Source organism: Novisyntrophococcus fermenticellae (genome assembly GCF_018866245.1).
GTDB classification, from domain to species: domain Bacteria; phylum Bacillota; class Clostridia; order Lachnospirales; family Lachnospiraceae; genus Novisyntrophococcus; species Novisyntrophococcus fermenticellae.
This window is the reverse complement of sequence record NZ_CP076458.1, coordinates 25,704-45,310: the sequence shown is the minus strand read 5'-3', so window position 1 is coordinate 45,310 and position 19,607 is coordinate 25,704. Positions and strand designations below refer to the sequence as shown.

Annotated in this window: 19 protein-coding genes; 2 read left to right on the top strand and 17 right to left on the bottom strand. The window is 39.8% G+C overall.

The window, feature by feature from the left end; translation table 11 throughout:
• Positions 1–178: 178 nt before the first annotated feature.
• The 15 genes from fabG to KNL20_RS00165 form a co-directional block, all read right to left on the bottom strand.
• A complete protein-coding gene (fabG, locus tag KNL20_RS00235) occupies positions 179–919 on the bottom strand; it encodes a 3-oxoacyl-[acyl-carrier-protein] reductase (RefSeq protein WP_230398695.1) in 741 nt (246 codons plus the stop codon).
• 16 nt (positions 920–935) lie between these two features.
• The gene (fabD, locus tag KNL20_RS00230) at positions 936–1,856 is read right to left on the bottom strand and encodes an ACP S-malonyltransferase (protein WP_230398694.1); all 921 of its coding nucleotides are present in this window, start codon (positions 1,854–1,856) and stop codon (positions 936–938) included.
• Positions 1,849–2,808, bottom strand: a complete 960-nt coding sequence (fabK, locus tag KNL20_RS00225) for an enoyl-[acyl-carrier-protein] reductase FabK (protein ID WP_268966544.1) — start codon at positions 2,806–2,808, stop codon at positions 1,849–1,851. The genes fabD and fabK overlap by 8 nt, the downstream gene beginning before the upstream one ends.
• Before the next feature lie 22 nt (positions 2,809–2,830).
• Positions 2,831–3,055: an acyl carrier protein gene (gene acpP / locus KNL20_RS00220; RefSeq protein WP_230398692.1), complete on the bottom strand. Its 225-nt coding sequence runs from the start codon at positions 3,053–3,055 to the stop codon at positions 2,831–2,833.
• Between the two features lie 60 nt (positions 3,056–3,115).
• Positions 3,116–4,084, bottom strand: a complete 969-nt coding sequence (locus KNL20_RS00215) for a beta-ketoacyl-ACP synthase III (protein ID WP_230398691.1) — start codon at positions 4,082–4,084, stop codon at positions 3,116–3,118.
• 443 nt (positions 4,085–4,527) lie between these two features.
• A complete protein-coding gene (locus KNL20_RS00210) occupies positions 4,528–5,352 on the bottom strand; it encodes a phosphatase PAP2 family protein (RefSeq protein ID WP_230398690.1) in 825 nt (274 codons plus the stop codon).
• Positions 5,349–6,809: a glycoside hydrolase family 1 protein gene (locus KNL20_RS00205; RefSeq protein WP_230398689.1), complete on the bottom strand. Its 1,461-nt coding sequence runs from the start codon at positions 6,807–6,809 to the stop codon at positions 5,349–5,351. The genes KNL20_RS00210 and KNL20_RS00205 overlap by 4 nt, the downstream gene beginning before the upstream one ends.
• A gap of 1 nt (position 6,810) precedes the next feature.
• Positions 6,811–7,386 carry a phospho-sugar glycosidase domain-containing protein gene (locus tag KNL20_RS00200; protein ID WP_268966524.1) on the bottom strand — a complete coding sequence of 192 codons (576 nt, stop codon included), beginning with the start codon at positions 7,384–7,386 and terminating at the stop codon, positions 6,811–6,813.
• The gene (locus tag KNL20_RS00195) at positions 7,346–9,226 is read right to left on the bottom strand and encodes a beta-glucoside-specific PTS transporter subunit IIABC (RefSeq protein ID WP_230398687.1); all 1,881 of its coding nucleotides are present in this window, start codon (positions 9,224–9,226) and stop codon (positions 7,346–7,348) included. Before KNL20_RS00195 ends, KNL20_RS00200 begins: the two co-directional genes overlap by 41 nt.
• A 113-nt stretch (positions 9,227–9,339) precedes the next feature.
• Entirely contained in the window at positions 9,340–10,197 is an 858-nt protein-coding gene (locus tag KNL20_RS00190; protein WP_230398686.1) for a PRD domain-containing protein, read from the bottom strand.
• A 276-nt stretch (positions 10,198–10,473) separates the two neighbouring features.
• Entirely contained in the window at positions 10,474–10,980 is a 507-nt protein-coding gene (locus tag KNL20_RS00185; RefSeq protein WP_230398685.1) for an HD domain-containing protein, read from the bottom strand.
• 109 nt (positions 10,981–11,089) lie between these two features.
• Positions 11,090–12,568 carry a ribosomal protection-like ABC-F family protein gene (gene abc-f / locus KNL20_RS00180; protein ID WP_230398684.1) on the bottom strand — a complete coding sequence of 493 codons (1,479 nt, stop codon included), beginning with the start codon at positions 12,566–12,568 and terminating at the stop codon, positions 11,090–11,092.
• 316 nt (positions 12,569–12,884) lie between these two features.
• On the bottom strand, positions 12,885–14,219 hold the full coding sequence (gene gdhA, locus KNL20_RS00175) for an NADP-specific glutamate dehydrogenase (protein WP_230398683.1): 1,335 nt from the start codon (positions 14,217–14,219) through the stop codon (positions 12,885–12,887).
• Between the two features lie 146 nt (positions 14,220–14,365).
• The gene (locus KNL20_RS00170; protein ID WP_230398682.1) at positions 14,366–14,959 is read right to left on the bottom strand and encodes a flavin reductase family protein; all 594 of its coding nucleotides are present in this window, start codon (positions 14,957–14,959) and stop codon (positions 14,366–14,368) included.
• A 10-nt stretch (positions 14,960–14,969) separates the two neighbouring features.
• The gene (locus tag KNL20_RS00165) at positions 14,970–16,628 is read right to left on the bottom strand and encodes a putative manganese-dependent inorganic diphosphatase (protein ID WP_230398681.1); all 1,659 of its coding nucleotides are present in this window, start codon (positions 16,626–16,628) and stop codon (positions 14,970–14,972) included.
• A gap of 175 nt (positions 16,629–16,803) precedes the next feature.
• Here KNL20_RS00165 and KNL20_RS00160 point away from each other — a divergent pair, with 175 nt between their 5' ends.
• Complete coding sequence (locus KNL20_RS00160; protein ID WP_329957482.1) at positions 16,804–17,502, top strand: S1 RNA-binding domain-containing protein; 699 nt, start codon at positions 16,804–16,806, stop codon at positions 17,500–17,502.
• A 192-nt stretch (positions 17,503–17,694) separates the two neighbouring features.
• On the top strand, positions 17,695–17,955 hold the full coding sequence (locus KNL20_RS00155; RefSeq protein WP_230398680.1) for a GIY-YIG nuclease family protein: 261 nt from the start codon (positions 17,695–17,697) through the stop codon (positions 17,953–17,955).
• On the opposite strand, the gene trhA is transcribed toward KNL20_RS00155, so the two are convergent.
• On the bottom strand, positions 17,952–18,617 hold the full coding sequence (gene trhA / locus KNL20_RS00150) for a PAQR family membrane homeostasis protein TrhA (RefSeq protein WP_230398679.1): 666 nt from the start codon (positions 18,615–18,617) through the stop codon (positions 17,952–17,954). The genes KNL20_RS00155 and trhA overlap by 4 nt on opposite strands.
• 182 nt (positions 18,618–18,799) lie before the next feature.
• On the bottom strand, positions 18,800–19,579 hold the full coding sequence (locus KNL20_RS00145) for a M23 family metallopeptidase (RefSeq protein ID WP_230398678.1): 780 nt from the start codon (positions 19,577–19,579) through the stop codon (positions 18,800–18,802).
• Positions 19,580–19,607: the final 28 nt, after the last annotated feature.

Genomic DNA, 19,607 nt, shown 5'->3' with positions numbered 1-19,607 from the left:
CATGACCTTTTCACTTCTCCTGCATGATACCTGCGGATTGTTACGCACTCCGTGCTCCCACAATCCTTAAAATATTCGAAATCCGCCCTATTCGGGCTCCTTTCTCATATTTTGCGGGTCCCAATGTCATGCTTTTTCATGCAAGCATGAAGCGCATGACCTTTTGACCCTGGTATCATTACATTGCCATGCCGCCATCTATGCATAGGACCTGTCCGGTAATGTATCCGGCTTCATCTGATGCCAGGAAGGCTACGGCCTTTGCCACGTCTTCCGGTCTTCCAAATGTTTTCATCGGTATCATCTCTGCTGTGTGTTCCTTCACACTTTCAGAAAGTGCTTCTGTCATATCTGTCTCTATGAATCCGGGTGCGACAGCGTTGGCCGTAATCCCCCTGGACGCCAGTTCTTTTGCCACTGACTTTGTCAATCCAATAACTCCGGCTTTTGAAGCAGCGTAGTTAGCCTGCCCCGCATTACCTGAAATACCTACAACAGATGCCAGATTAATAATCCGACCGCTTCGCTGCTTCAGCATCTGACGGGATACCTGACGAATACAATTGAACGTTCCCTTCAGATTTACATCGATAACCTGTGCAAAATCATCTTTACTCATTCGCATCACCAGATCATCTTTTGTAATTCCCGCATTATTTACCAATATATCAATCTTTCCATATCTTTTAATTACAGTACGAAAGAATTCTTCACATGCCTCATAATCTGCCACATTACACTGTTCAATGACCGCCTCTCCACCTTCATCTTCAATCAGTGAGCGAACCTGCTCCGCTTTTTCTACGGAGCCATTATAATTAATAATAACAAGTGCACCATTTCTGGCGAGCTCCAATGCTATGGCCTTTCCAATTCCTCTGGAAGCTCCCGTTACTACTGCGACTTTTTTATCAGACATTCTATACTCCTTCTGCTTATTTCTGTAAATACACCAATTGTTCCATATCCTCTGCCGTCTGGATGTTATATACTTTTACATCTGGATTTATCTTTTTCATAAATCCTGCAAGTGTCTTGCCCGGTCCTATCTCAATGAAGGTGTCTACTCCATCTTGAATCATCTTCTCCACACTCTGCTGCCAGAGAACTGGTGAAAAAATCTGGCGGGCCAGCAGCCCTTTAATCTCTTTGCAATCCGTAACATATTCTGCGGTTACATTCGTAACATAAGGAAGATTAAGTTCTTTAATCTCCGCTGTCTCCAGCACCTGCGCAAGTCTGCTTCCGGCATCCGTCAGCATTTCTGAGTGAAAAGGCCCACTTACATTCAGCGGCAGACACCGCCTGGCTCCCTCTGCCTTTAATTTCTGTGAAGCTTCTTCCACTGCCGCTTTTTTCCCTGTAATTACAATCTGTCCCGGACAGTTATAATTGGCAATACTTACGCCATCTATATCCTGAATTGCAGCTTCAATCTGATCTCCGTTCAGCCCCAGGACAGCCGCCATGGAACCTTGTCCGGCAGGCACCGCCTGTTCCATCAAAATACCTCTTTTACGGACAGTGGTTATGGCATCTTTCAGACTGAATCCTCCCGCAGCCTCAATTGCGCAATATTCACCCAGGCTTAAGCCTGCCGTCACATCTGGGCACAGTCCCTGCTCCCGGACTACCTTTTCCATCGCAAGGCAGGTTGTAACAAGCGCAGCCTGCGTATATTCTGTAGCATCCAGCCTGTCATTTTTCTCAAAACAAAGCTCTTTCATATCCAGGTCCAGCCATTCTCCGGCATCTTCAAACACCTTTTGGGCTGTTTCATATTTATCATAAAAATCTTTTCCCATACCGGCCTTTTGTGCCCCTTGTCCAGGAAAGATAAATGCTGTCTTACTCATAGGTGATGTTTCCTTTCAACAACTCATCTGCTTCTTTTGTCAGCTTTTGAATCAGCTCCGCACAGGTCAGTTCTTCTTTTACCATGCCCGCACTCTGACCCGCCATAATGCTTCCATTAACAACGTCACCGTCTACCACAGCCTTTCTAAGTCCTCCTAAAGTCAGCAGCTCCAGTTCTTCAAAGGAAGCACCTTCCGCCTCTTTTTTCAGGTATTCTTTTGTCATCTGGTTCCGCAGTGCTCTCACCGGATGTCCTGTGGAGCGGCCGGTCACCTTCGTATCAATATCTTTTGCTTTTATAATACATTTTTTATAATTATCATGTACCTGGGATTCCTTCGCCACGACAAAATGAGTTCCCAGCTGAACCCCCCTGGCTCCCAGCATAAATGCTGCCGCAACCCCACGTCCATCTGCAATACCGCCTGCTGCAATCACAGGAATTTTCACCGCTGAAGCAATCTGTGGGACTAAAACCATTGTCGTAGTCTCTCCGATATGTCCTCCGGCTTCACTTCCTTCTGCCACTACGGCATCAGCACCCATGCGTTCCATACGCTTTGCCATAGCTACGGAGGCAACCACGGGAATCACCTTAACTCCGGCCGTTTTCCACATCTTCATATATTTCTCCGGATTCCCGGCACCGGTAGTAACCACCTGGACTCCTTCTTCCACTATGACATCAGCAACCTCATCCGCATAGGGACTCATCAGCATAATGTTGACTCCAAATGGTTTATCCGTCAGGGCTTTTGCCTTTTGTACCTGCTCACGTACCCACTGGGCCGGAGCACTTGCCGCTCCAATCAGTCCAAGTCCGCCTGCCTCCGATACAGCTGCTGCCAGATAATACTCCGCCACCCAGGCCATACCCCCCTGAACAATAGGATATTTGATTCCAAGTAATTCGGTGATTTCCGTCTTCATAAAGACTGCCTCCTGTTTTATGACTCTATTTTCTATGCTTTACTTACTGTAATTTCTGAATATATTGATCCACATCACCAATGGTCTTTATATTCTCAAGATCGTCTGTAGGAATCTCTACATTGAATTCCTCTTCTAATGCCATCACCATCTCAAATAAATCCAGTGAATCTGCCCCCAGATCTTCTTTAAATGAAGTCTGTTCTGTCAGAGAATCCACCTCTGTACCCAGTGATTCCGCTACAATTTCTTTGATTTTTTCCAACATAATCGTATCTCCCTATATATAATTTATTTTTTATGAAAACAGCTTTTTTGCTGACTTTCTTTACCATTGCAAAAGGCTGGCGCCATAGGTCAGGCCGCCGCCAAATCCCGACAGGACAATATATGAACCTCTCCGAAAACCTTTCTTTTTATTAATCTCATCAAGCAGAATAGGAATGCTGGCAGATGATGTATTTCCATATTCCCCCATATTAACCGGAAACTTTTCCATCTTTTCTCCCAACCGCTTTGCCACAGACTGAACAATCCGTACATTTGCCTGATGAAGAATATAATATGCTATTTCTTTTGTACTTAAGTTTTCCTTATCCAGCAGTTCCCGTATAACCTCAGGTACTTTTGACACCGCAAATTTAAAGACCTCACCGCCATCCATTTGCATATAGGTTTCAGCATCTACAGACTCCTTCTCATACTTTTTCTGGTTTCTGCTGCTGCAGGTCAGCACCCCTCCTTTTCTTCCATCAGAGTAAGCTACCTGACTGTACTTTCCATCTTTAGAGGCCTTCAGCACTACAGCCCCTGCACCATCTCCGAAAAGTATACAGGTAGATCTGTCCGTCCAATTCACCAGATTTGAAAGGCTTTCTGCACCAACTACAATTGCAGTTTTATAGATTCCCTGCCCCAGATATGCCTGTGCCGTATTCAACGCAAAAAGAAAGCCGGTACATGCGGCATTCAAGTCAAAACAGACAGCGTTAACGGCACCAATTGCTTTTTGAACCCCACAGGCAGAGGACGGCATAATCTCCCCGGCGGATATTGTAGCCACTATAATTAAGTCAATCTCTTCCGGCTGTATCCCTGCATCCTTTAAAGCCTCGCAAGCTGCCCGGGATGCCATATAAGTGGTATCCTCCTCCTCCCCTTCTATTATGTGCCGCCTGGCTATGCCTGTACGTTCCCTGATCCATTCATCACTGGTTTCTACCATTTCGGACAGCTTATCATTATCCCAGACAAACGATGGAACATAAGAGCCTGTTCCGTATATTTTTCCAATCATAATTTATGTCCAGCCCTTTCAATTATAGTTTACCCTTTAATTAACGGGCTTAATCCAATCCTAATATTACTTTGATTATCAAATTATATCATAATAAAGGTATTTGTCAAGAAAAAACAGGGGTAGACATAAAGCAAATTACCGGTTTTGAAAATTATAGAAAAAAGGACAGTTACCATATGGCAGCTGTCCTTTCTTTTCTTTCAACTGTTAGGCGATGCATAATGAAACGAACATCCCTACAAATACTAATGCCATTAATAAACCTGTGCCAAAAACATCTGCTGCTTTTCTTCCTCTGCTCATCATCTTTCTCCTTATCCCAAGTGTTTTGTTATTTCCCTTAACTTCAGGTTTCCGAGACAAACATCGAACAAATATTCCGAACTGACGTTTGTTTATATTTAAATTATATCAGAACGTCCGTTCGATTTCAAGTTTTTTTATTTATTTTTTTTCAGGTTTCGATTCACAATAATTTCTCTGAAAAGTAAAAAAAACAGAAAAGCACTGCTAAAGCCAACCGTAACGTCAGACAAGAAATGAGCTCCCTGCATCAGGCGGCTGATCATCACAACTACTGCATAAAATAATGTCACAAAAAATACTGTTTTTTCCTTCTCCTGCCACTTGGGATGAACAAAAGCTAACAGGCTCAAGCTAAGAGTTGTGCCGGCCCATTGGGAATGCCCTGATGGAAATGACTTTATTTCTTCCTTTACCGGAACCATGTTCAGATATTTATTTCCGTTAATTTGATACCATTTAGTAAACAAGGAAAGATTCCCCTGCATAGAGCGAAATCTTACGCGTCCCCAGATTGGCTTAATACTTTCAACAATCGTCATAGAACATAATGCTGTCAAAAAAATTGCAAATCCCGCCCAGCGGTAACGGTCAGCAAGCTCCACAGGTATTTTTTTTACCAGACAGGCAATGACCAAAGCGGCCGATATCCCATATATTGCGCCTCCTGTCTTTGCATGCGAATACGCCAAAAAAATACTAAAAACAGTAAAAAACAAATAAAGCAACCCTGAAAAGAAATATATTATCTTGCTTTTCTTTTTAAAAGACAGGGTATGAAAGATCAAAGCAACTCCAATCATCATAACGGTAGAATATACAATGGGTGTCAAACGATAAAAGAATAAAGAAAAAAAATTATCCTTCATAAATAAAGCCTTATTAATATATAAATCCCAAAAAGTTCCAATAAATAAACATACGGTCAAAACAATCCCGGTTATTCCATAAGTTTTTTTCATAGTGATTCTCCATTTGTCTTAATAACATTTTTATACCATGCAAAGGAATCCTTCCGGTAACGCTTCCCAGTTCCCTGGCCCTTATCATCAATATCAACGTAAATAAAACCATAACGTTTGGACATTTCATTTCCGCTTGCACTTACCAGGTCAATGCATCCCCATGGTGTATAGCCAATGACCTCTACACCATCATCAATTGCCTCTCCGATTTGTTCAATATGGGATCGCAGATAATTAATGCGGTAAGTATCATGGACTGTCAATTCATCAGTCAGTTCATCTTTTGCTCCCAATCCATTTTCAACAATAAAGATGGGTTTTTGATAACGGTCATACATTTTATTTAATGTAATGCGCAAGCCAACCGGATCTATTTGCCAGCCCCACTCACTTTTTTTCAGAAAAGGGTTTTGTTTGCTGTCCAAGATATTTCCCGTTGTCTTCTCACTATTAGTGCCTCCTACAACTCCACTCATATAGTAGCTAAAGGAAACAAAATCGGCAGTATAATTTGCCAAAATTTCCAGGTCTTCTTTTGTCATTTCAATGTGTACATTTTTTTCGGCAAACAAACGTTTGGAGTAACCAGGATAGGACCCTTTCATCAGTACATCCGACATTAGAAAATTTTCCTGATCGGATTTTAAACTTGCGAGGACATCCAGGGGGTTAGGTGTGTCTGGATAGTTTTCAAATCTGACAATCATACAGCCGATTTGTGCCTCCGGATCAATAGAGCGCAAAGCTCTGGCTGCCTTCGCAGCGGCTACAAGCTGATGATGCGCCGCTTGAAAATAATCCTGATTCGGATTATCCGGGTTTTCATATTTATCTGCCAGAAGACCTCCAGATAAATATCCAGTCATCCCAATTACATTCATTTCATTAAAAGTAATCCAATATTTTACCTTTCCTTTAAAACGTTCAAACAGAATAGTCACAAAATGTTCAAACGCATCTATGGTTTTACGGCTGGCCCAACCATTTTGACGGAAGGAAAGTTCTAATGGGAACTCATAATGGCTAAGTGTAACCAGTGGCTCAATATTATATTTTAATAGTTCATCAATTACATTTTCATAAAACTGTAAACCCTTTTCATTAGGATGTTTATCATCCCCATTGGGCAGAATACGTGCCCAGGAAATAGACAAGCGAAAGGTTTTAAACCCCATCTCTGCAAATAGAGCAATATCCTCCTTATAGTGATGATAAAAGTCAATACCCTGACGTTTCGGATAAAATCCCTTTGTATCACCCAAAGCCTTCCGAACCTTATCTGTAGTCATGGGCGACAGCATTTGCTGTATCCTCTTTTTAGAATCAGCAATAAACAGGGAGGTATCCGAAGTAGTCCAGCCTTTACCGTCTTCTCTTGCTGCACCTTCACACTGATTTGCGGAAGTAGCACCTCCCCATAAAAAATTATCCGGAAATATGTATTTTCTTTCCATTCTATTCTCTCCTTTCGTTGCTTTCGATTAATTTGAAGCTGGCCCATGGTTTAAGATAGTTAAGCAATATCATATCCTCTTCCACAACTTTTCCTATGACATTTACACGTCCATCATTCTCCATTTCTTTTAATGCAATCTGCATCTCACCTTTATATTGACCATAAAGCTCGTTATCAATCAGAATATGACCTGGTTTGATTTGCAATGTATTATGTGGTGAAAACTGTTCCCCCTTATACTGAAATCTTTTCATACTTGAGCGTAGCATATATTCCGAACAATCCCCTCTGTATGCATGTAAACTTTCAAATAAGCATTTTCTTTCAACCGTTGTTATCCCCTCCAGCACACTTACCCGAATACTTATATTCTGAGAAAAAAAGATTTCTGATGCCATTTTCAGCTCTTCTTCTGATGCATATGCATTAGCAATTGTAATATCATCTATCAATCCAGACAGCATCAGATGCCTTATCTGTGTTATTATATCCAGATTTCGATGCATCTCTAGGGTTCTCCTTGTTTTACTGATGCTATCTGACTGCAGCTGATATGGCACTCCCGGCCTTAACATTATCCGTTTCACTGGTCGCTAATATATTTAAATAGTCTTCACTGTTAGTTACAATGGTCAGGACAATAGGATTATATTTTTTCTTAACTATAGTATCTATATCCATTTCTAACAGCAGCTCGCCTGCTTTTACATGATTTCCGATTTTTACCTTTGGTTCACCAAAACCTTCGCCTTTCAGTTCAACTGTATCAATTCCCAGGTGCAATAAAATCTCCATCCCATGATCACTTTTAATTCCAATTGCATGTTTTGTTTCAGCAATGAAACTTATCTCTCCTGAAACCGGTGACTTGATTTTCCCATTCAGTGGGTTTACTGCAATTGTATAGCCCATGATTTGTTCAGCAAATGCTTTATCCTCTAATGTTTCTACCGGAACAATTTTTCCATCTACCGGAGCCATAATATTTAACTGTTCTTTATCCTCTGACTTTATACCTGTCTGGTTTGTTTTTTCATTCTTTTCATCTTCAAAACCCATTATAATGGTTGTAATAAGCGCACCCAATACAGCAATTAAAACACCAATAATAGTAATTATTATATTTTTACTGTCATCAGGCGAGACATATCCGGCAAGAGCAATTAAACCAGGCATTGCCATGGAATACGACTTTACCTTAAAAAGCGCAAGGAAAGCACCTGCAAGGGCCCCACCAATCATAGCACCGTAAAAAGGTTTTTTCAGTTTCAATGTAACACCGTACATTGCGGGCTCTGTAATTCCAATAAAAGCAGATATGCCTGCCGATAATGAAACCTGTTTCATCTCATTGTTCTTTGTTCTGATAAATACAGCCAATGTTGCACCAGCCATTGCAAAGGTAGCAGCTAACATTGCAGGTGCCATTGAATTGTCATATCCCAGTTCTGCAAAATTATTAATCATTAGCGGTGCAAATGCATAGTGCATTCCAGTCATTACTGCCAGCGGGTATATAGCACCAACAACTGCCCCTGCAATAAACCCAAGGTGGTCAAATAACCACGAAATCCCAATAGAAAGTACTCCACCAGCATAAGTACCCAAAGGACCCAGTGCAACCAATGTAACCGGAATTACAATAAGCAGCGACAGCATTGGAGTAAACATAATTGATATAGCTTTTGGCATCCATTTCTTTATCCAATTATAAACATGCTTTAGAAAGTAAGTAGCCAAGATAATTGGAATAACCGAGGAAGTATACGGCAGATAAGGAATTGGTAATATACCAAACAAAGTCAACGCCTCAATTGGCTCCCCGGAACTCATGGCATGAAATCCATTCAACATGGTTGGGTAGAGCAGCACACCCGCAATGCACATTGCTACAAATTCATTTGTTTTAAATTTTCTGGCACTTGTAACAGCCAGAAAAAACGGCAAGAAATAAAAAGCACAGTCCCCAATCATATTCAAAATTTGATAGGTAGAGGTGGATTCTGTAAGCCAGCCAAACGTTACAAACAAAGCCAGAAATCCTTTTAGCAATCCAGTTCCTACCAGTGCAGGCAGAGCCGGTGTGAAAATTCCAGAAATTGTATCCATAAGCGTATTTACAATGCCCTGTTTTTCTTTTTTTTGTCTTGGGCTTCCACTAGCCAGTTCTCCCAGTTCTTTTGCAATCTCTACATATACGTTGTCCACTTCATTTCCAATAATAATCTGAAACTGGTCACCCGAAAATTGTGCACCCATGACGCCCTTTATTTTTTTTATTTCATCAATTTTAACCTTTCCGGTTTCTCTTACATTAAATCGCAGACGTGTTACACAGTGCCACGCTTCCGTTATATTTTTTTTCCCACCGACTAACGCAATAAGATTAACAGTTAATTTTGAATAATCTGTCATTATTTTTTCCTCCATAAAATATTTTCATAAAATAACAAAAACCAAATACTGCAAAGAAAGATTACTTTGCAACATTTGGTTATGCCTGATTAAAATTCAGTAACAGTCCAATTCTATTTTTCCCTGCCGGTTACACGCTCAATATAAAGTGTTAAATAAAATAGCTCTTCTTCATTTACTTCACAGTCTGTTTTTGACTCTACCATTTTTCCTACTTTTTCAGCTGCCTGAAAGGCTTTGCGGTAATTTTTTTTTACAACTGTTATGAGTTGTTCGTCAATTATAGATACCTTTGCATTTTCCCGATGAATTTGTCTCAAGACAAAATATCTCAAATGAGTTACAAACCGAATATAATTCACGGAATTCTGATTCAAAACAGTCTGATAGTGGTACTGAATTATTTCAATAGCTCGATTGATAAGTTCAGCTAATCTCATGCTCTGAATATTAACTCCAGCATCGTACTGCACATTTACAAAGTGATATGTCAAATATGTCTGTTCACTTATAGGAAGCCTGATACCTGTTCTCTTTTCAATTAAGTACAGCGTATCAATAGCTATATCATGTTCCTTTGGGTAGAGCTTCTTAACCTCCCAACGTAGATTTTCAGGATAATCAAAAGTATCCTTATTACTACGTTTAAGTGCATAGTTCAAATGGTCTGCTAATGCCAAAAAATGATTATCATCAAATTTGGGAATATTCAAAACTACAGCCGCCTTCCTGCTGATTTCTTCTGTTAAAAGCAGCACATCAGAGTTTAAATTTTCCACTGCACGATCAATCACGCTCTTTTGGCCTTTTCCCATGTTCTCTGCCTTAAAAATCCTCTCGACTTCTCCTGGCTGAAACATTTGCCCTGACTCTTTTCCAAAGCCAACACCTTTACCAATAACAATGAACATCTCCCCTTTTTCATCTATTGCCCACGCTACACTGTTATTGATTTTTTTTTGAAACTTCATTTTACACCTCCTTCAAAAAAAATACGCTAAAACCTCTGCTTTCAACAAGCAGAAAGTATTTAACGCAGGTAATGCCTGATCGAGTCAGTAACAGTCCATATTTATATATGTATATAATAGCATTGTTTAAAATTATTGTCAATATGTGTTAATTAATAATTTATATTAAATATAATTTGTTTAATTTTCACAATCTTAACCTATTAAGTAAAAATTATAAATGCTGCCCTATAAGGACAGCATTCCATAAAATTTTTATTTTTCAATAAAATTCGTTTAATAATCAAAACTAATATGATATAATAACCAATCCATCTTTTTCCTGTGAATGGTTTCATAGGCGGAACATACTTTGTCAGCAGCGCAGACCAGCAGTGCTTCTTTGCACATCGGTGGTATGGGTGTCAGCGGAAACATATGTTTCTTTATGATATCTTTCTCCACCCATGTAAGCTGAAAATCCCTGTCTGCATTTTTCAATGCGCAGCTTGGATGTGTAAATCCATGAAATCGTCTTCCATCCTGCTTTACATGCCAGTCATACAAAAAGTAATCGTGAAGCAGTGCACCTCTGATTAATTCCCTCTTACGCACTTTCAGCTGAAAATGTTCGGCCAGCCAGCAGCTGTAATAAGCCACCACAAGACTATGGTGATATACCGAAGTAATACCATGCTGTATATACTTTTCCGTCTGTGGGAAGCGTGATTCCCGGCAGACTTCTTTTACAATCTCAATAAACCCTTCTTCATCTGAAAGTTCAATCTTTCTATTTTGCTCCAACGGCAATATCCTATTCCTTTCAAAAGCACGACTAAACGTGTGGTTATTTTCGTAACTGACCTCAGTATAGAGCCCGGATGCCCTGGTGTCAAGCTGAATATTAACGAATTTATATCTTTACAGTCCCGGTACATACATCTCTTACAAACCTGCTGTCATGTTCGACCAAAAGCATAGATGGCTTAAATTTTAAAATTAATTGCTCAATCTGCATCCTCGAAAAGACGTCTATATAATTCAAGGGTTCATCCCAGACATAAAGGTGAGCCTGTTGACTTAAACTCCTGGCAATCATCACTTTTTTCTTCTGGCCTTCACTGAACATTTCCATCCGCTTATCAAACTGATTTCTGGAAAAATCCAGTTTTCTTAGAATTGTTTTAAATAAAGTTTCATCCACTCCCCACTGTTTAGCAAATGCATCTAAGGTACCGGAAAGGTCAGAGGTATCCTGTGGCACATAAGAAACCACGAGTCCCGATGCCAGCTCCAATAACCCATTATATTTCTTATTTATTCCCAGAACCATCTTTAATATACTGGATTTTCCGCATCCGTTCCTGCCCTGTAAAGCAATTCTGTCGCCATTTCTCACTTTCATGCAAAAATCCTTTAAAATAATCCTCTGATCATAGCTTATTTCCACATTCTGCATCCATACCAGAACCTCTTTATGATGCTGGAGGGGTATAATTTTTAAGTCTTCCACTGTTTCCAGATTTTTAAGCAGCCCGGTTTTTTCCTCAAGAGCCGCTTCCGCACGATGTTCCAGATTCTTAGAACGTTTCATCATCTTAGCCGCCTTATGTCCGATATGTCCGCGATCCGGCTTAAGACCTGCAATCTTTTCTCCCTTTTTTGTCTTCTCCAGCTGATCCGACCAACCCTCTGCAGCTTTTGCACTCTTCTCCAGTTTTTTTATATCCTTCTTCAGCTTTTCATTTTGTGCCAGCTCAAAATGATCCCTGTTCTCCTTTTCCTCCCACCATGTTGAAAAATTCCCCCGGGTCACGGTAATATTATTTTTATTAATAGAAATTACATGATCAATACATCCATCCAGAAAGTCTCTGTCATGAGAAACAAGTATAAATCCCTTCTTTTTATCCAGATATTCCATTAACTTCTTTCTGCTCTCCATGTCCAAATGATTGGTTGGTTCATCAATCAGTAAAAAATGATGCTCTTTTGCAAATAAAACCGCTAGCAATACCTTGGTCTGTTCCCCATTACTGAGGGTAGCAAATGAACGGTAAAGAACCTCGCACCCCACATTCATTAGGTTTAACTCCCGACATATTCTCCACAATTCGTAGCCGGGATCGGTCTCCTCTATGATATCTATCGTATTTCTGTTATATCCTTTCACTGAATAAGGAAAATAATCGAACAGCTCACCTGCGCTGATGCTTCCCCGATATTCGTACTTTCCCTGCAATAAACTTAGAAATGTGGTCTTTCCTCTTCCATTTCTTCCGATAAATCCCAATTTCCAGTCTGTATCAATTTGAAACGAAACCCGGTCAAAAATAAGATCATCACTTCCCTCATAATAGAAAGTTAAATCCTGTACATTGATTTGTGACATTCGCACCTCCGTTAAACATATACAAAAAACCGCAGAAAGCATACAATACACTTTCCGCGGTACAGACGAGACGAAACTCTCGTAAATCATGTACAAGATGCGTAATATGGATACGCATCTGCATATATCAAGAAAGAAAGCATGTATATTTCCTGCAGCGCATGACAAAAAAACCTCGTGCATTGACAACACACTTATTTCGTGTACATGCTGTTTTAAGTTCCCTTATCTGCAAGAAAAAATAATCATACTTCCACTCCTTTACATTTACTTTTTATTTCTCTTACCCTATCATAGAAATTATCAACTGTCAAGCTTACACAATCCCTTGTGCCATCATAGCGTCTACCACTTTTTCAAAGCCTGCTATATTGGCTCCCATAACATAATTTCCCTCACAGTCATAACGTTTGGCAGCAGCATCTATATTATGTGTAATGTCAACCATAATTCTCTTTAATCTTGCATCAACTTCCTCAAAGCTCCAGCTCAGACGCTCACTATTCTGGGACATCTCAAGAGCGGATGTGGCAACACCGCCTGCATTCGCCGCTTTACCAGGTGCAAAGATGACTTTATTTTTCTGCAGATATTCTGTAGCTTCCAAAGTCGTAGGCATATTCGCGCCTTCGCAAACAGCCAGACAACCATTAGATACCAATTGCTTTGCATCTTCAAGATGCAGTTCATTCTGAGTTGCGCATGGAAGAGCAACATCCACTTTAATACTCCATACTCCACGTCCTTCGTGATACTCGGAATTGGGTCTGTAATTCTTATATTCTGTCAGTCTTGCACGCTTCACTTCTTTAATCTCTTTCAGAGCATCAACATCTATTCCTTCCGGATCATATACCCATCCGTTGGAATCAGAGCAAGTCACCACCTTTGCCCCTAACTGATGCGCTTTTTGAGTGGCATAAATCGCAACATTCCCGGAACCTGATACGGAACAGATCTTTCCGGCCAATTCAATACCATTTATCTTTAAAAGTTCTTCTGTTAAGTATAGAAGACCATATCCTGTAGCTTCTGTTCTTGCCAAAGAACCACCATAGGACAGCCCTTTCCCTGTAAGCACACCTTCATATAAACCTTTGATTCTCTTATATTGACCGAACAGATAACCGATTTCTCTTGCACCTACTCCAATATCTCCTGCCGGTACATCGGTATCAGCTCCTATATATTTGCAAAGTTCTGTCATAAAACTCTGGCAAAATGCCATAATTTCACGATCTGATTTACCTTTCGGATCAAAGTCAGATCCACCTTTTCCTCCGCCTATCGGAAGACCTGTCAGGGAATTTTTAAATACCTGCTCAAATCCCAGAAATTTGATAATACCCAGGTTAACAGAAGGATGTAATCGAAGTCCCCCTTTATAAGGTCCTATAGCACTGTTAAACTGAACCCTGTATCCTGTATTCACATGAACCTGTCCTTTGTCATCCACCCACGGTACACGAAACTTAAATTGACGTTCAGGATTTACAATTCTCTCCAGAAGTGCTTCTCTTCTGTAAAGTTCTTCATTTTCCTCAATCACAGGGCGCAGAGACTCTAATACCTCTTTTACCGCCTGGTGGAATTCCGGTTCGCTGGGATTTTTAGATACAACTTCTTCAATTACCTCATCAATATATGACATCCATATGTCCTCCTGTTATTTCTCCCTTGTTCATTCAAGATTATATATTAAAAAAATAATTTTTGCAAGGCTGATTTTCTATAGTTTTATCACTTTTTAATGTTTTTTAGTGTTTTATTATTAAAAAGCAAAAATATTATTCCTTTTTATTTCTTTTTTAAACTTCTACCCTTTCTGCCTTTCTTTTTCACAGAGAATCCAAACCGCCCCAGACTCTTTCCTAATTCAAAATATTCGCCATGAGAATAAACTACTAAACCAGCATGATTCAGTTGAAACTTTCCTGCTTCATCCATATATTTTTCATCCACATTGACCCCCGCCACTTCGGCTATAAAAAGATGGTGACTGCCAAGAGGTTTTATTTCTGTTACCCTGCATTCAATATTCACAGGACTTTCGCCGATACCCGGTGCCTTTACAATCTGTGATTTGCAGGGAGTCAGATTTAAAGCTTTGAACTTGTCTACATCCCTTCCCGATTTTACACCACAATAATCGGCTGCATAGACCAGTTCCTTCGTTGTCAGATTAATGACAAATTCTCCGGTCTCCCTGATAATATCGTAAGAATACCTTCCGGGACGTATGGATATAGACGTCATGGCAGGCGAAGTGTTTAAGGTGGCTGTCCATGCTATCGTTATAATATTGGGACTCTCCCCCTCTTTTCCGCAGCTTACCATCACAGCCGGCAGTGGGTAGAGCATATTTCCCGGTTTCCAGAATTGTTTTTCCACTCTGCTCCTCCTACATTTGTAATTCCTGAAGCGCCAGCATAAACCCGGGAATCAACTGTTTCTTTCTGGATACAACGCCTGGAAGCATTGCACTGTTGTTGTCTATCTGTTTTGGCTGAAATGCCTGGTTTACCAGTTCCCTGGAGCCATCTCCATAAAACAACAGTTCCGTGGACTCTTCTATAATATTCGTCAGCATAAAATAGACTCGTGGAATACCATGTTTCTGGCATTCACTCTCAAGCTGAGGCAAAATCTGATCCTTGATATTTTTTAATTCATCTCCGTCCATAGAGTTAATCTGTCCCACACCAAATGTGGACTCTTCCACATTAAATTTCTTAAAATCCTGATAAAAAATTTCCTCCGGAGATTTATCTTTCAGATTACTTCCCGCACGGAACATGTCTGTAGCAAATTTCTCAATGTCTATTTCTGCGATTTGGGCCAATACTTTTGCTGCTTCCTTATCGGCTGCTGTGCATGTGGGTGAACGAAACATCAGTGTGTCAGATATAATAGCCGCACAAAGAAGTCCTGCAATATTTTTCGGGACCTTAAGATTATGTTCTTTATAAATCTGATACATAATCGTGGCAGTACATCCGACCGGCTGATTTCGAAAAAGTACCGGAGCAATCGTTTCGATTGAACCCAGACGATGGTGGTCTATAATTTCCAGTATTTCTGCCTCCTCTATATTTTCAACAGCCTGTGACTTCTCATTATGATCCACAAGTATCAGCTTTTTCCTCCCATTACTGATTAAGTTTCTTCGGGAGATTGTTCCTATATATTTATTTTTCTTATTTATTATAGGAAAGTCCCTGTGACGGTGAATCTTCATGACTTCTTTTATGTCATCGACAAAATCATTGGTTGAAAACGTAATCAGATTTTCTTTCGTCATCAGGTATTTAATAGGGATAGACTGGTTAATTAACCGGGCAATTGTATACGTATCATGAGGGCTGCTGATAATCACACAGTCATGATCCTCCGCCAGCTTCTGAATGCTTTTTGATATTTTAGCACCAAGTCCTACCACCAGACAGCTGGCCTCCATCTCGATTGCACATAGCTGATCTTCTGTTCTGTTTCCCAGTATGACTAAATCGTCTTTATTGATATAATTTTCCATCATATCCGGATGAAAGGAGCCAATTACAACACGCCCTTTGACGAAATAACCATGTTCATTCCCGACAATCACCTGTCCATTTAATGTTTCTGCAATGCTGTGATATTTTGTCTTTGCCTGAGACATAACGCTGCTGTCATACGCATCCATATAAGATTTTGCTATATCACTGACCGTAATAATTCCCAGCAAATCCTGATTTTCACTTGTTATAGGCAGCGTTACCACATTCTCTTCCCGCATCCTTTCCCATGCCCTCTTAACCGATATATTTCCACGAACACCTTTTATTTCATGTATATCGATTTCCTTAACCTGAGTTCCTGCATCCGGAAGATATCCTGGTACCCGTACACCAAACCGGTTCAATACATACTCTGTTTCTCCATTAATCTGACCGGCACGCTTTGCTACAAAGTTACCATTCTGTGTGCGGTTTTTTATATCTGCATATGCTATTGCCGAACAAATAGAATCTGTATCAGGATTTCTATGCCCAATGACATAAACCCTATTTTCTCTTTTCATAAAAACCTCCTCGTTCGTACGACATTCACTAATAATCAAAATGTCGTATTAGAATAAGTTTATCATTGATTATTTAATTGGTAAATAGATTTTCTGAGTTTCATGTTTTTATTTTTTAATAAATATGTTAGAATAATCAAAGAGATATAACTATTAAAGATAAGGAGTGGATAATATGACTGATGAAAACATGACTATGGATGATTTTTCCAAAGCAGTAGATAGGTCCTTCGATTCTTTCAAAGATGAAGATCAGATGGCATGGGAAAATCTGAAACAGCTAAAGGAGGCTAAAACCATACTGAACGTTACGGTCGACGGTATCGTCAACAAAGGTGTTGTATCCTATGTAGAAGGTATAAGAGGGTTTATCCCTGCCTCCAAATTATCACTTGAACATATTGACGATTTCAACGATTACCTGGGAAAAGAAATACAGGTGCAGGTTTTTGATATTGATGAAGAGAAAAACCGACTGATTCTATCCTGTCGTGAAATTCTTCGTGCAAAGGCCGATGAAGAAAGGCGCAGCAAAATAGATGCTATTACCATCGGCAGTGTAATGGACGGAACCGTAGAAAGCATCCAGCCTTATGGAGCTTTTATTAACCTCGGTGAACGCTTAAGCGGCCTCGTACATATTTCTCAGATCAGCAATACCAGAATCAAAGATCCTTCTGTTGTGTTAAGCGTAGGAGATCCAGTAAAAGTCAAAGTCATTGCAATTAAAGACGGAAAATTAAGCCTTTCGATAAAAGCACTTAACGAGGATGCTGAAAAAGCTGAACAGGCTGAACTCAAGAATATCAAAATTCCGAAATCTGAAGAATTAACCACAAATCTGGGCTCGCTGTTTAAGAATATCAAACTCTGATAGCACTGGCAGATTTCATACCTTTGCATATAATATAATAAACCCCGCAATCGAGGTTTTATATACAAAAAGGCGCGCCAGTGCATGCACATTCATCTGGGTAAAGTACTCATTTCATCGATTGCTTCACTATAAAGGACCGCTTCGGCGGTCTTACATAGCCCAGATCTTTTTATTAATTAAGGACATTCTATGAATAACAAAAAAAGTTATACATATATTCTTCGCTGCAGTGATGATACCCTCTATACGGGATGGACAACTGATATTCAAAAACGGCTCAATGCTCATAATTCCGGAAAAGGCGCCAGGTATACCAGACCCAGGCGCCCTGTTTCATTGGTCTATTATGAAGTCTTTCAAACACGAGAGGAAGCCATGCAAAGAGAATGGGAAATTAAACACCTGACCCGTCAGGAAAAATTAAAATTAATCAGCCTTTCATCTGACTAAACAGACATAGGAGCCACGAAAAAATACATCATGATAAAATGGCAGATGCTTCCACCCATAATAAACAGATGAAAGATTTCGTGTGAACCAAATTTTTGATGTTTGGCATCAAATTCCGGTGTTTTAAATGCATATAAAATGCCTCCTAAGGTATAGATAACTCCTCCGGCCAAAAGCCAGCCGAAAGCCTGACGTGACATTGCATGAAAAATCTGTGGAAATGCAAGCACACACAACCATCCCATTCCAATATATAAAACACTGGAAAACCATTTAGGACAAGTAATCCAAAATGCCTTGATTGCAATGCCTATGAATGCCACCACCCAGACAGCTATGCAAAGCATTATTCCGGTTTTTCCATTCAATACAATCAGACAAATCGGCGTATAGCTTCCCGCAATTAATATGAATATCATCATATGATCTATCTTTCGGAGTCTTTTATTTACCTTTTCATTTACATCCAGAGAATGATAAATCGTACTTGCTGCATACAATAAAATCATACTGAGTATAAAAATCCCAAGTGCTATGATGTGAAGACTGTCAGGCTCCCTGGCAGCCTTATTTAGTAACGGTGCTGCTCCAAAAACTGCCAAAACACAGGCAATTCCATGTGTAATTGCACTTCCCGGATCTTTTATACTAAGTTTTTTCATATCTTCACCCCTTTACTTTGTGATGTAGTTTTAATTACTACTTATCATATTTATTATATTACGCCATGTATATATAAAAATCAAGGGGAAATTTAAATTTTTTTATTCAAGGACTATATAGTAAAAGTAAACAAAAAGAAACTGCAGTATTTTTAACTGCAGTTTCTTTTTGTTTTTTAATCTTATTCATTTTCCGAAGGAAGATACAAGCTGGGATCCAATGGAGATCCATCTTTTGTAAGTGCAAAATAAAGATTACTTCCCTCTTTTGTAAAATACTTTGTGGGTGAATTAACAGTACCGATCACTGTTCCAGCGGCAACTGTCTGCCCCTCTGTTACATTTACATCTTTAAGCTGACCATATACTGCCTGATAACCATTTCCCATATCCATGGTTACTGTCGTACCTGTAACAGGATCTTCCGAGATGGACATTACCTGACTGTTTGCCACTATCGCAACCGGAGTATCTATCTCAGCCGCAATCATGACTGCAGGATTACAACGATATAAATCTAAGGTTGAAAAATATACCGTATTATCCATGTTATAAGGAATTACAATTTCTCCTGAAAGGGGGAGATTTAATAAAGTTCCTTCGTTAAAATCCAATGCAGGAAGTACCGCATCCGATGCTGTAGTATCTGCATCAGCATCTAAAGGTGTCTCTGTATTCGCTTGATTTTCATCTTCTGGTGTTTCTGTCGTATTGTTCTGTGGTGTCGGAGTTACCGTAGGAATCTCGGATTCCGCATTATAAGTATTAGCATCCTCGGACTGTTCTTCCAGCAATTCACGCTCTTCCTGTTCCGTTTTTTTCTCTTCTTCTTTTGCACTTTCTATACGTGCTTCTTCCTGCTTATCACTTTCATAACGGTATACATATACCCCACACGCCAGGGTTGCCATAAGCAAAATACCACTCAGCATAATACGCAGTGTTTTCTGTCTTGATTTCATGTCATTCACCTCTACAAATTTAATTGAA